The sequence below is a fragment of the Streptomyces odonnellii genome (assembly GCF_000981895.1).
Taxonomy (GTDB): domain Bacteria; phylum Actinomycetota; class Actinomycetes; order Streptomycetales; family Streptomycetaceae; genus Streptomyces; species Streptomyces odonnellii.
Map to the genome: position 1 here is coordinate 1 of NZ_LATD01000180.1, position 12544 is coordinate 12544.

Consider the following 12544-nt stretch of genomic DNA (forward strand, 5'->3'; position numbering starts at 1 on the left):
GTGCTCCCACCACCCGCGCTCCCCCCGCCTGCGCCACCTCCGGCACCTCCGGCTCCGGCACCTGCGTCGGACGAGGTCTCCTCCTCCCGGGCAGGGCCTCCGGGCTGCATCTCCGGCTGGCTCACCTGGGCACTCCTCTGCGGTCTGCTGTGACGGTGCGTGGCTGTGCGTGGTCGGGGTGGTCGGTGGATCGAGGGTCGGTGGATCGAGGGTCGGGCGATACGGCGGGCGATACATCGGGCGGACACGGTCGAACAAGCGGCCGACGGGCGTCGGCGGGCGGTTTCGTGCATGCATTCCTACCGCCGAATGGTGGGCCGCGGGCCGGAAATCCCGGCATTTACCCGCACGTGTGGGCCTTGAACAGGTGGAGAAGCTGTGAGGCTCTCACTCGAAAGAGTTCGTTCCGGTGGGGTGGAGCGGGCCGCCCGGTGACCACGTAGGCTCGCCTTACGGAGAAAAACGTCGTCGAATGCCAGGAGTGACTGTGATTCCCGGTGGTGGTCAGCCCAATATGCACGAGCTGCTCCAGCAGGCCCAGAAGATGCAGCAGGACCTCGCGCAGGCGCAGGAGGAGCTGGCGGCGACCGAGGTCGACGGCCAGTCGGGCGGTGGCCTCGTCAAGGCGACCGTCAACGGCTCGGGCGAACTGCGGGGGCTGGTGATCGACCCCAAGGCCGTCGACCCCGAGTCCGCGTCCTCCTTGCAGGAGCTGGGCGAGACGCTCGCGGACCTCGTGGTCGCCGCCGTACACGCGGCGAACGAGAACGCGCAGCAGCTTCAGCAGCAGAAGCTGGGTCCGCTGGCGCAGGGCCTCGGCGGTATGCCGGGACTGCCCTTCTGAGGCCCTTCTAAGGAGCCCCTGGCACCAACTAGCGTACGTACGGGGCGAGTATCCGGCCCCGTAGCAGTCCAGTCCGATACGTACGTGCTCGGCGAGACATCGCGGTGGCACCGCGGCATCCGACACCGCGGCATCAAGGAAGGCAATCCGTTGTACGAAGGCGTGGTTCAGGACCTCATCGACGAACTGGGCAGGCTGCCCGGCGTCGGTCCCAAGAGCGCGCAGCGGATCGCCTTCCACATCCTCCAGTCCGAGCCGACCGATGTCCGCCGCCTCGCCCACGCGCTCCTCGAGGTCAAGGACAAGGTCCGGTTCTGCGCCGTCTGCGGCAATGTCGCCCAGGAGGAGCGCTGCGGGATCTGCCGTGACACGCGCCGCGATCCGGCGGTCATCTGTGTGGTCGAGGAGCCGAAGGACGTCGTCGCGATCGAACGTACCCGTGAGTTCCGTGGTACGTATCACGTGCTCGGCGGCGCGATCAGCCCCATCGAGGGCGTCGGCCCCGACGATCTGCGGATCCGTGAACTGCTGGCCCGTCTCGCCGACGGTACGGTCACCGAACTGATCCTGGCGACCGATCCCAACCTGGAGGGCGAGGCCACGGCCACGTACCTCGCTCGCATGATCAAGCCCATGGGTCTGAAGGTCACACGCCTGGCCAGTGGTCTGCCCGTGGGGGGCGACCTGGAATATGCCGACGAGGTCACGCTCGGGCGTGCCTTCGAGGGGAGACGACTTCTCGATGTCTGACGCAACGCTGCACGCCGCCCATCAGGACCCGGACGACTTCGCGGTCCAGATCGCCGACCAGATCGAGAGCTTCATCGTGGCCGTCACGGAAGTGGCGAAGGGCGATGAGCCGGACAGCGCCGTACCGTTCCTGCTGCTGGAGTTCTCCCAGCTCATGCTGGCCGGCGGCCGGCTCGGCGCGCATGAGGACATCCTTCCCGAGGAGCGGTACGAGCCCGACCTCGGCCCGGAACCGGACGTCGACGAGCTGCGCGAGCGCTTCGCCGTGATCCTTGAGCCGATCGATGTGTACTCGGAGGTCTTCGACCCGTACGAGCCGCGCAAGGCGCCCGTCGCGGCCCGTATCTCCGACGACATCGCCGGGGTCGTCACCGACCTGCGCCACGGCATGGCCCACTACCGCGCGGGCCGTACGACCGAGGCGCTGTGGTGGTGGCAGTTCTCGTACTTCTCAAGCTGGGGTTCCACCGCCTCCGCCACCCTCCGCGCCCTCCAGTCGCTGGTCGCCCACGTCCGTCTCGACCAGCCCCTCCCGGCCCTCGACGGCCTGGACACGGACCAGGACCTGGGCGAGGACGCGCTGGCGGAAGAGGCGGGCAAAGTGATGGCGGCGGAGATCGCCGCGCCCCTGGGCCTCCCCACCGCCCGCTGAGTAACGTCCCGCCCCGCTGCCCGCGCGAGGCATTTGCCGCAGGGCGCGTGTGCCCTCCTGTGTGATGCGGCACACGTTCCCGCGTGCCTTCCGGCAGGCCGGGCATGCATCCTCAGCGAGTGGCCGGGCCCGATGGCGGGTGGCGGTCGGTGATCACTGAGTGAGCTGGACGTCTCACGATGTGATATGTCCGAGTCGTCACGCGGCCGCTCGTTAAACTGAGCCGACAGTAGCGACGGACCGAGCGAGGAGCGCACGTGGGCCTTGTCGTGCAGAAGTACGGAGGCTCCTCCGTAGCCGATGCCGAGGGCATCAAGCGGGTCGCCAAGCGCATCGTCGATGCCAAGAAGGACGGCCATCAAGTGGTCGTCGTGGTATCGGCGATGGGCGACACGACGGACGAGTTGATCGATCTCGCGGGGCAGGTGTCCCCGATCCCTGCCGGGCGTGAGTTCGACATGCTGCTGACCGCCGGAGAGCGGATCTCCATGGCCCTGCTGGCGATGGCGATCAAAAACCTGGGCCACGAGGCCCAGTCGTTCACCGGCAGCCAGGCCGGCGTCATCACCGACTCGGTCCACAACAAAGCGCGCATCATCGATGTCACGCCGGGCCGGATCCGTACGGCGCTCGACGAGGGCAATATCGCCATCGTCGCCGGGTTCCAGGGCGTGTCCCAGGACAAGAAGGACATCACCACCCTGGGGCGCGGCGGTTCCGACACCACCGCCGTGGCGCTCGCCGCCGCGCTGGACGCCGGGGTGTGCGAGATCTACACCGATGTGGACGGTGTCTTCACCGCCGACCCCCGTGTCGTCACGAAGGCCCGGAAGATCGAGTGGATCTCCTTCGAGGACATGCTGGAGCTGGCCAGCTCCGGCTCCAAGGTGCTGCTGCACCGGTGCGTCGAGTACGCACGCCGTTACAACATCCCGATCCATGTGCGTTCCTCGTTCTCGGGGCTCCAGGGCACATGGGTCAGCAACGAGCCACAAGGGGACCGCACGGTGGAGCAGGCCATCATCTCCGGTGTCGCCCATGACACCTCCGAGGCGAAGATCACGGTCGTCGGCGTCCCCGACAAGCCCGGCGAGGCGGCGACGATCTTCCGCGCGATCGCGGACAACGAGATCAATATCGACATGGTCGTCCAGAACGTCTCCGCCGCGGCGACCGGTCTGACCGACATCTCCTTCACGCTGCCGAAGACCGAGGGCCGCAAGGCGATCGACGCGCTGGAGAAGACGAAGTCGACGATCGGCTTCGAGTCGCTGCGGTACGACGACCAGATCGCCAAGATCTCGCTCGTCGGCGCCGGCATGAAGACCAACCCGGGTGTCACGGCCGGTTTCTTCGAGGCGCTGTCGGACGCGGGCGTGAACATCGAGCTGATCTCGACCTCCGAGATCCGTATCTCCGTGGTGACCCGCGCGGACGATGTGACCGAGGCCGTCCGGGCCGTGCACACCGCCTTCGGTCTCGACAGCGACTCCGACGAGGCCGTGGTCTACGGAGGCACCGGCCGATGAACCCCCCGCGCGGCGAGCACCCGTACGGAAACGTCCCCACGGGGGCCCCATGGCGGAGCGCCGCGCGATGAACGGGCGGCCGGCGCTCGCGGTCGTGGGTGCGACCGGGGCCGTCGGCGCCGTCATGCTCCAGATCCTGTCGCAGCACGCCGACGTCTGGGGCGACATCCGTCTGATCGCCTCGCCGCGCTCGGAGGGCCGCGAGCTCTTCGTCCGCGGTGAGGCGACCAAGGTGATCGGGCTCTCCGAGGAGGCGCTCGACGGCGTCGACGTCGCGCTGTTCCTCGTACCGGACGAGGTGTCCGCCCGCTGGGCACCCGTCGCCACCGCCAAGGGCGCGGTTGTCGTGGACAGTTCGGCCGCCTTCCGGCTCGACCCCGATGTGCCCCTGGTCGTGCCGGAGCTGAACCCCCACGCCGTACGGTCCCGCCCCCGCGGCATCGTCGCGAGCCCCGCCTGTACGACGCTGTCGATGATCGTCGCGGTGGGCGCGCTGCACGCCGAGTTCGGGGTGCGCGAGCTGGTGGTCTCCTCGTACCAGGCGGTCAGCGCCGCGGGCCAGGACGGCGTCAGCGCCCTGCGCGATCAGCTCTCCCTCGTGGCCGGTACCGAACTGGGCACGCACCCCGGCGATGTGCGCCGCGCCGTCGGCGACACCACGGGCCCCTTCCCCGCGCCGCTCGCGCTCAACGTCGTCCCCTGGTCCGGCGTGCCCGAGGCGGGCGGCTGGTCCTCCGACGAACTGGCGATACGTGACGAGACCAGGAAGATCCTGGATCTGCCCGGACTGCGGGTGACCGCGACCTGCGTCCATGTCCCGGTGATCACCGCGCACTCCCTCGCCGTGCACGCCCGCTTCGAGCAGGAGATCACGGTCGCCCGGGCACACGAGATCCTGGCGACCTCGCCGGGCGTGGTGCTGTTCGACAACCCGGGCGCGGGCGACTTCCCGACCCCGGCGGATGTGGTGGGGACCGACCCGACCTGGGTGGGGCGCGTACGGAGGTCGCTGGACGACCCCAGGGCGCTGGAACTGTTCGTCTGCGGCGACAACCTCCGCAAGGGCGCCGCCCTGAACACGGCTCAGATCGCCGAGGGCATCGCGCGGGAACTGTCACGCTCGTAACCCGCGCCGTGCGTGGGTCCCTACTCGCCGTGCGCCCGTACACGCCGTGCGGACCGTACCCCCTGGTCACCCCACCCCGGCGCGACCCGTTGCCTTAACCGGTCGTAACCTCAGGTGTGGCTCAAAAGTCGACGAAAACCAGAAGCCGTTGAACCCTAAAACTTTGTACGATCTGTGAACGTCCTGTGGTCAAGCGCCTGGTCAGACGGATCTGTCCGGGCTGCTTGAGCGGGGACGCTGTCTTGTTCGACGATGCCCGTCCGACTTTTTGCGCGTGCGCTGCAACCGCCGACCGGCCGGGAAGCGTCTCTGCGGTCGCCCCTTCGCGGTGCTGCGAAAACTGGGGCATAGGGGGAGATCGGGTACGCATGGTGGCATTTGGTACAGCGTCAAATGGGGTGACGTGCGCGTACAACCCTGACGGGGGGAAGCGTGTCCAACAGGCGTGGCAGAGGTTCTCGACATCACAGCGATCGCCCCGGTTCGCGGCGCGGCGGTACGACCGTTCCGGCGGCCCCGTACGCCCGGCGGTATGCCGGTGATCGCCCCCATGCCCGCCGCGCGCCCGGCCGGGCTGCCGTCCCAGCGTCAGGACGCTGAAGGCACGATGGCAGCGGGTACCACCGTCGATCACCTCACCGAGACCTATCGCGCCCACTACCGGTCGCTGCTCGGACTCGCCGCGCTGCTGCTGGACGACACCGCGTCCTGCGAGGATGTCGTCCAGGAGGCCTTCATCCGGGTGCACTCGGCGCGCAACCGCGTACGGGAGCCGGAGAAGACTCTGGCGTATCTGCGCCAGACCGTGGTGAATCTGTCGCGGTCCGCGTTGCGCCGTCGCATCCTCGGTCTGAAGCTGCTCTCCAAGCCGATGCCGGACATGGCGAGCGCGGAGGAGGGGGCGTACGACCAGCTTGAGCGGGACGCGCTGATCAAGGCGATGCGCGGGTTGCAGCGGCGGCAGCGCGAGGTGCTGGTTCTGCGGTACTTCGCGGACATGACCGAGGCGCAGGTCGCCGAGACCCTGGGCATATCCCTGGGTTCGGTGAAGGCGTACGGCTCGCGCGGGATCAAGGCGCTGCGCGTCGCCATGGAGGCCACGGCATGAGTGGGCGGAAGGACCGGCACGGCTTCGGCCATGAGCACGAACCGAGCGGTCCGGACGCGCCGTTGAACGACCTGACTGGGAACGGAATTGTGAACAACGGGCCGGATGACGAGCTGAGCGGCCTCGGGCACACGGGTGCCGGCAGCAGTGCTGAGAGCGGCGACGGCCGCGGGAGCGACCGCGAAGACGCCGGCGGTACGAGTGTCGCGGGCGGCAAGAGCGGTGCCGACGGTACGAGCGGTGCCGACGGTGCCGAGGCCGGCGGTGGTACGGCCGACGGCCGCGCGACCGCTGGTACGGGTACGGGGCGTACGGGCAGCCACGAGCCGCGCGGTGACGCCGACGAAGACGCCGGTGACCTGAAGGGCGAGCGGAGCGGCGAGCCGGGTGCGGGCTTGAGCGACGGTCCCAGCGGGGACCGGTCGGGCGGCCCGAGCGGTGGTCTCAGCGGGGACCGGTCCGGCGGCCCGAGCGGCGACCTGACCGCCGGTCTCTCCGGACTCAGCGGTCTCGGTGGTCTCGGTGGTCTGAACCGCCTCGGCGGCCTCGACAGCGTCCAGGGTCCTGACGGCCTCGCGGGTTCCGTCGGCTCCGAGGGTTCCGAAGCCGACGAACTGGCCCTGCGCCGCCTGCTCCACAGCGCCGTCGACGACCTGCGGCCCTCCGAAGGCGCCCTTGATCATCTGCGCAAGGCCGTACCGGCCCGGCGCGCCAGGAAGCGCCAGGCCGTGGTCGGCATGGCCGCCGCGGCGCTGCTGTTCGGCACGGCCGTCCCGGCCTTCGTCCATGTCGCCAACTCCGCCGGCACCGCCGACGAGCACTCCGTCAACGCCGGCCACGGCGAACAGGCCCAGGGCGGCACGAACGCGAGCAAGGACTCCGGCGGCGGCTGGAAGGACTCCGACCAGCCGTCCGACAAGGTGTCTCCCGCCAAGGAAACCCCCAGCAAGGTCGACAAGCCCGAGAACCCCGCGTCGGGCGGTACCACCGAGGGCGGCTCCGGCGACAAGGCCAACCCCGGCGACGCCCACTCCTCGTCCTCGCCCGCCTGCTCCGCCGACCAGCTCGGGGTCACCACCGCCGAAGCCGGCGCACCCGACGCCGGGGGCACGGTGTACGGCACCTTCCGCGTCGCCAACGTCTCCGGCACCGAGTGCTCGGTCACCGGCAGCGGCTCGGTCAGGTTCCAGACCGGGGGCGCGGCCGACCAGAGCAAGATCAACGTGGTCGCGCACACCGCGGGCGACGCGGCGAGCGGGCTGCCCGACCCGTCCCAGGAGGCAACGACGGTGCTGCTGGCGCCGAACAGCGCCTACGAGGTGAAGTTCGCCTGGGTGCCGGCCGAGACCTGTCCCACCACCGGTGCCTCCCCCGACCCGTCACCCTCGGGCGGCGACACCTCGGCGGGCTCGGGTACGACCGGTGGCACCGACGGCGGCACCGGTACGGACGCGGGAACCGGCACGGGTACGAACACCGAGTCCCAGCTCCTCTCCGAAGGCGGCACCATGGACGGCAGCGTCTCCGTCCTGCACACCCCGGAGCCCGGCGCCCCGGTCGCCCAGACGACCATCCCCAACGCCTGCGCGGGCACGATCTACCGTACGGGCGTCCTCGACGCGCAGTAGCCGCCCGGCCGGTCGACGCGGCCCGGCCGGACGGAGCCGCCCCGGGCCCAGATTGCCTGGGCTCCAGACGTCCCGGCCGCAGATGCCCCGGGCCCGGACGTCCTGGGCCCGGACGCGCCGGCCGCAGACGCCTCGGCCTCGGACGCGCCGGGCCTGGACGTCCTGGGCCCAGACGCCCCGGACCCCGAACGCGCCGACCGCAGATGCCCTGGGGCGCGGACGCCCCGGGCCTCGGTGGTGCTCGCCGACGGCAGCGCTCGCTACGCCGCGGTCTCCAGGCCCAGCGCCCGGTCCTTGACCGCCTCCGCGTCGCGCCGGAACAGCCGGAACCACATGAACAGCACAAAGCCCGCGAAGACGAACCACTCACCGGTGTAACCGAGGTTCTGGAACGCCTTGAGATCCAGCCCCGTGTTCTGCGGCGCGGTCGCGGGCACCGGCAGCAGCCCGTCCGACGCCCGGCTGACGGTGATCCACGCGTCGTACACCTCGTACGGCACGACATTGACCAGCGAGGCCGCGCTGATCATGGCGAGCTGCCCCGGCGGCAGCCCCCCGCCCGCGCGCACCCCGTCGGACCCGGCCGACTCGGAGGCCTGGAGCGCGCCGGTCACCCGGACCTCGCCGCCCGGCGGCGCGGGCGCCTTACTGCCCTCGGCCAGCCACCCGCGCACCACGGGCAGCGCCTCGCCGTCGTCCGTACGCAGCATGGTCAGGACGTACGAGCCGTTCCTGCCGTCCAGCTCCCGGTCCGGCACCAGGAACTGCTCCCCGTACCGCCCGGTCGCCGTGGCCAGTCGGCCCGATGTCTCCTGATCGACGGGCAGCAGCGTCCGCAGCGCCACCGCTTCCTGCTCCCCGGGGCCCGGCTGCTCCTGGGCGGCCTCGTGGCTGGCGACGCGGTCCTCGAACCGGCCGAGCTGCCAGGTCCCCATGAAGATGCAGAAGGGGATCGCCAGCACGACGAACGCATTGATTCCCCACCAGCGCGGAGTCACCAGAAACCGGTACACCCCTCCAAGGTACGGACCCGTATCCCACCGCACGCCCCCGGGTCCGGGCTGCCGGGTCCAGCCCCACAAGTCCCGACGACCGCCCGGACCCGGCTCCCGCACCCCCTACTGCATGTCTCGCCCTACTGCATCTCTCGTCTACTTCAGATGCTTCGTTGCGAAGTCCAGCTCCAATCTGACCTGCTTGATCCTCTCCTCCACCACCAGCGAGCCATGGCCCGCGTCATACCGGTACACCTCGTGGACCGCGCCGCGGGCCGCCAGGCGGTCCACGTAGTTCTCCACCTGGCGGATCGGGCAGCGCGGGTCGTTCACGCCCGCCGAGATGTAGACCGGCGCGCGGACCGCGTCGACATAGGTCAGCGGGGACGACGCCTTCCAGCGGTCCGGGACCTCCTCCGGGGTGCCGCCCAGCAGCGTGCGGTCCATCGCCTTGAGCGCCTCCATCTCGTCGTGGTATGCCGTCACATAGTCGGCGACCGGCACCGCGGCCAGCCCCAAGGCCCAGGCCTCCGGCTGGGTGCCGAGCCCCAGCAGGGTCAGATAGCCGCCCCAGGAACCGCCTGCCAGGACGAGCTTCTCCGGATCGGCCAGACCGGATTCGACGGCCCACTCCCGGACCGCCTCGATGTCCTCCAGCTCGATCAGCCCGATCCGGTGCTTGAGCGCGTCCGTCCACTCCCGCCCGTATCCCGTGGATCCGCGGTAGTTGACCCGTACGACCGCGAAGCCATGGTCGACCCAGGCGGCCGGTCCCGCGGCGAACGCGTCGCTGTCGTGCCAGGTCGGACCGCCGTGGATCTCGAAGACCGTCGCGAACGGACCCTCACCCGCGGGCCGCTGCACCAGTGCGTGGATCCTGCCGCCGGGCCCCTCGACCCAGGCGTCCTCCACCGGCACCGAGGCGGGTGCCGTCATCCCCGGCGGGTCCAGCACGATCCCGCCCGCCGTGGACCGTACCTGCGGGGGCAGAGCCGCGGACGACCAGAGATACTCCACGCTCCGGTCCGGTCTGGCCGTCGCCCCCGACACCGTCCCAGGCGGGGTCTCCACCTGGATCAGCGCGCTCTTGGCGAAGTCGTACCGCCACAGCTCGCTGCGGCCCTCGAAGCTGTGCACGATCAGCAGCTCCGAGCCGTCCGGATACCACTCGGCGCTGATGTCCCCGGGCAGCTCGATCGCAAGATCGGTCTCCTCGCCGGTCAGCGGATCCCAGACGATCGGCTCCCAGCGGCCCCTGCGCTGATGGCCGACGAGCAGCCGGCTGTCCCCGTCCACCGGCGCGAAGCCGAGCACTTCGAGCCCCAGCTCGCGCGTGCCCCCCTCGGTGTCGTCAAGATCCGCCACCACCGAGCCGTCCAGCCGCAGCACCCGCAGCGCCGAGTGCATCGCGTCCCCGTGCTCGGTGTGCTCGATCGCGAGCAGCCTCCCGTCGTACGACAGATCCCCCACCCCGGCCGACTCCCGGTGCCGGTAGATCTCGACGGGCTCCTCCCCGGGCCGTACGACATGGAGCGTCGAGCCGACCTCGTCGGTCGACCGCCCGACGACCGCCGTGCCGTCCCGGCCGAGCGCGAGCCCGGCCGGATAGGAAGGACCGAGCCCCGGCGCGGCCGGCTCGTCGAGCGAGGAGATCCCGCCCCCTTCCGGCTCCGCGCCCCCCGCTCCGTCCCGGCCGCCCTCGCCGGCGGCCGGGCTCTCCTGCTTGGGGATGAACGGCTGGCGCATCCAGACCCCGAACTCGTCCCCGTCCGTGTCCGAGAACCACCAGATCCATTCACCGTCGAGCGACAGCACCCCGTCCGTCGTCCCGTTCGGCCGGTCCGTCACCTGGCGCTGCGCGCCGGTCGCGCGATCCCACGCGTACAGCTCATACGTGCCCGTCGCATTGGACACGAACAGCGCTCGGTCCGGCGCGTCCTCCGCCCAGTCGGGCAGTGAAACCCGCGGCGCCCGGAAGCGCTTCTCCCACTCCGGCATCGAACCGGCGATCTGATTCATGCCCCCATTCTGCGCCGGATCGCTGACATCCTGTCGGAGTCCCCCCAGCCTGTGGATAACTCCCGCGCGGAGACCGGCCCGACGCCTGTCGCGACGGTCGCCCATTGACGTCCCGTTAACGCGTTGCTGACGCATTCATGACGCCGAAGTGTGGGGCGATCCCCCCTGGGTAGAGGAGAAATGGGACTTTATGTATACAATTTTTACATTGTATGGGTAGTCATTTCAAGTAAGTGTGATGTGATGATCCATTGCGTTGCTTCCCTATTTGGGACAGGAAAGACGATGGCTGCTCCACCCAGGCCCTGTGCCGATCGGTCGTGTCTGTACGACGAACTCCTCGCCGTCCACACGATCCTGCGCCGGGGCACCGCCCTCGTGTCCGAATCATTCGGGCGTCTCGCCGGCGGTGAGCCCGTCGACGTCAAGGTGCTCGTCAACACCGCTCGCTGGCTGATCGCGTCCATCCGCCGGCATCACGCGAGCGAGGACGTGCTCTTCTGGCCGGCCCTGCGTGATCTCGTTCCGCTGGAGGCCCTGCGAATCGACGAACTGGCCGTCGCGCATGAGGCGCTCGACGCCGAGCTGCAGACGCTCGCCAGGACGGTCGACACGCTCGCCGCCCAGCATGTGACGGGCGAGCCGGACGCGGCCCTGGTGGTCGTGGGCCAGGCGGCGCTTCTCGGACTGCCGTCGGCGCAGCGGGTCCAGGCCGTTCTGAACAGGCACTTCGACCAGGAGGAAGCGGTTCTCCAGGAGCTGATGCCGCAGGTGCCGGAAGCCGAGCTGACGCGATTGCGCAAGGCGATCATCGGCGGAGCGCCGCACACGGGTCCGCACCTGGTGTTCGGGCTGATGGAGGATCCCCAGGCGGTCCCCGGTTACGCGCCCCTGGTGAGCAACTTCCCCGCGCCGATGCGCTGGATCCGCCCGGTTCTGATGACGCGCTACCGCTCCTCCAAGAGGGCACTCGGAGTCCCCGCGTAGTTCATGGTGGGCCTGTTGGGTGGGGGCGTGGCCGCGGGCTTGTTGGCCGGTCGTACGGTACGGGATACTTCTACAGCACTGTAGATACCGATGCGCCCGCATCGGTCCCGTACCGGCCACCCACCGGTCCCGTCCGTCCCCGGGAGAGAGCAGATCCGATGTTCGGCTTGAGTGAACTTGCCCTGATCCTCATCGTCGTTGTGGTGCTGCTCGGCGCCAAGAAGCTTCCTGAGCTGGCCCGTTCGGCAGGAAAGGCCGCGCGGATCCTCAAGAGCGAGACGAAGGCGCTGAAGAAGGAGAAGGAGGGCGAGGGTGCGGATGCGCGGGCGGGGACGGATACGGAGGCCACCGCGTCCGGCGGCCGCGTGGTGACCGGCACGATCGTCGAGCGGAACGATCCGCCTGTACGTCCGTGAGCCCGTGGGGCGACTGGTCCCTCGTGCCTAGACTGAGCCGTCGGGTTCTGGTTCGGGCAGGTTCGGGCAAGTCGGGTCGAAGGACCGTGCGGGACGGGAGAGCGGTCGTGACGGCAGACGTCGGTGGCTCCGCGATCCCCGGCTCCGGCGATCCTCCCGCGGAGGTCTTCGCCGAGGCCGCCGCCGCGTTCGGGCTGCTGGCGTCGTCCGCGCGGCTGCGTATCGTCTGGGCGCTGGCGCAGGGCGAGAGCGATGTCACCGGACTCGCCGAGCGGGTGGGCGGCGCGCTCCCGGCCGTGAGCCAGCATCTGACCAAGCTGAAGCTGGCCGGGCTCGTACGGTCGCGGCGCGAGGGGCGCAGACAGGTGTACTTCGTCGAAGACCCCGAGGTCGTGACCGTAGTGCGGCTGATGCTGGGGCAGTTGAGCGACCGTGCCACGCGGCCGCCGGCCCGCCCCGCCTGAGCGGGAGCCGGGGCGCGAGTCCCGCC

General features: G+C 70.1%; 12 protein-coding genes. 10 read left to right on the forward strand and 2 right to left on the reverse strand.

Features of this window, described 5'->3' with window-relative positions; translation table 11 throughout:
- The first annotated feature begins 487 nt into the window (after positions 1-487).
- The 7 genes from WH07_RS17625 (at position 488) to WH07_RS36655 (ending at position 7637) form a co-directional block, all read left to right on the forward strand.
- Positions 488-844, forward strand: a complete 357-nt coding sequence (locus WH07_RS17625; protein ID WP_079023313.1) for a YbaB/EbfC family nucleoid-associated protein — start codon at positions 488-490, stop codon at positions 842-844.
- Positions 845-994: 150 nt separating this feature from the next.
- Positions 995-1594: a recombination mediator RecR gene (gene recR, locus WH07_RS17630; RefSeq protein WP_046500942.1), complete on the forward strand. Its 600-nt coding sequence runs from the start codon at positions 995-997 to the stop codon at positions 1592-1594.
- Positions 1587-2246 carry a DUF5063 domain-containing protein gene (locus WH07_RS17635; RefSeq protein ID WP_046500943.1) on the forward strand — a complete coding sequence of 220 codons (660 nt, stop codon included), beginning with the start codon at positions 1587-1589 and terminating at the stop codon, positions 2244-2246. Before recR ends, WH07_RS17635 begins: the two co-directional genes overlap by 8 nt.
- 257 nt (positions 2247-2503) lie before the next feature.
- Positions 2504-3775, forward strand: a complete 1272-nt coding sequence (locus tag WH07_RS17640; protein ID WP_046500945.1) for an aspartate kinase — start codon at positions 2504-2506, stop codon at positions 3773-3775.
- Between the two features lie 49 nt (positions 3776-3824).
- A complete protein-coding gene (locus tag WH07_RS17645) occupies positions 3825-4901 on the forward strand; it encodes an aspartate-semialdehyde dehydrogenase (RefSeq protein ID WP_046500946.1) in 1077 nt (358 codons plus the stop codon).
- A gap of 445 nt (positions 4902-5346) precedes the next feature.
- On the forward strand, positions 5347-6009 hold the full coding sequence (locus WH07_RS17650; protein WP_079023314.1) for a SigE family RNA polymerase sigma factor: 663 nt from the start codon (positions 5347-5349) through the stop codon (positions 6007-6009).
- A complete protein-coding gene (locus WH07_RS36655; RefSeq protein WP_046500947.1) occupies positions 6006-7637 on the forward strand; it encodes a hypothetical protein in 1632 nt (543 codons plus the stop codon). Before WH07_RS17650 ends, WH07_RS36655 begins: the two co-directional genes overlap by 4 nt.
- Before the next feature lie 260 nt (positions 7638-7897).
- Here WH07_RS36655 and WH07_RS17660 read toward each other — a convergent pair whose 3' ends face one another.
- Positions 7898-8650 (reverse strand): SURF1 family protein, encoded by a 753-nt coding sequence (locus WH07_RS17660; protein WP_046500949.1) that lies wholly within the window; start codon positions 8648-8650, stop codon positions 7898-7900.
- A gap of 138 nt (positions 8651-8788) precedes the next feature.
- Positions 8789-10651, reverse strand: a complete 1863-nt coding sequence (locus tag WH07_RS17665) for a S9 family peptidase (RefSeq protein ID WP_046500952.1) — start codon at positions 10649-10651, stop codon at positions 8789-8791.
- A gap of 285 nt (positions 10652-10936) precedes the next feature.
- Between WH07_RS17665 and WH07_RS17670 the strand changes: the two genes are divergently transcribed.
- From WH07_RS17670 to WH07_RS17680, 3 genes are all read left to right on the forward strand, one after another.
- Positions 10937-11638: a hemerythrin domain-containing protein gene (locus WH07_RS17670; RefSeq protein WP_046500953.1), complete on the forward strand. Its 702-nt coding sequence runs from the start codon at positions 10937-10939 to the stop codon at positions 11636-11638.
- Between the two features lie 158 nt (positions 11639-11796).
- Entirely contained in the window at positions 11797-12054 is a 258-nt protein-coding gene (locus tag WH07_RS37670) for a twin-arginine translocase TatA/TatE family subunit (RefSeq protein ID WP_046500954.1), read from the forward strand.
- Positions 12055-12161: 107 nt separating this feature from the next.
- Positions 12162-12518, forward strand: coding sequence for an ArsR/SmtB family transcription factor (locus tag WH07_RS17680; RefSeq protein WP_232788941.1), 357 nt, complete (start codon positions 12162-12164; stop codon positions 12516-12518).
- The last annotated feature ends 26 nt before the right edge of the window (positions 12519-12544 follow it).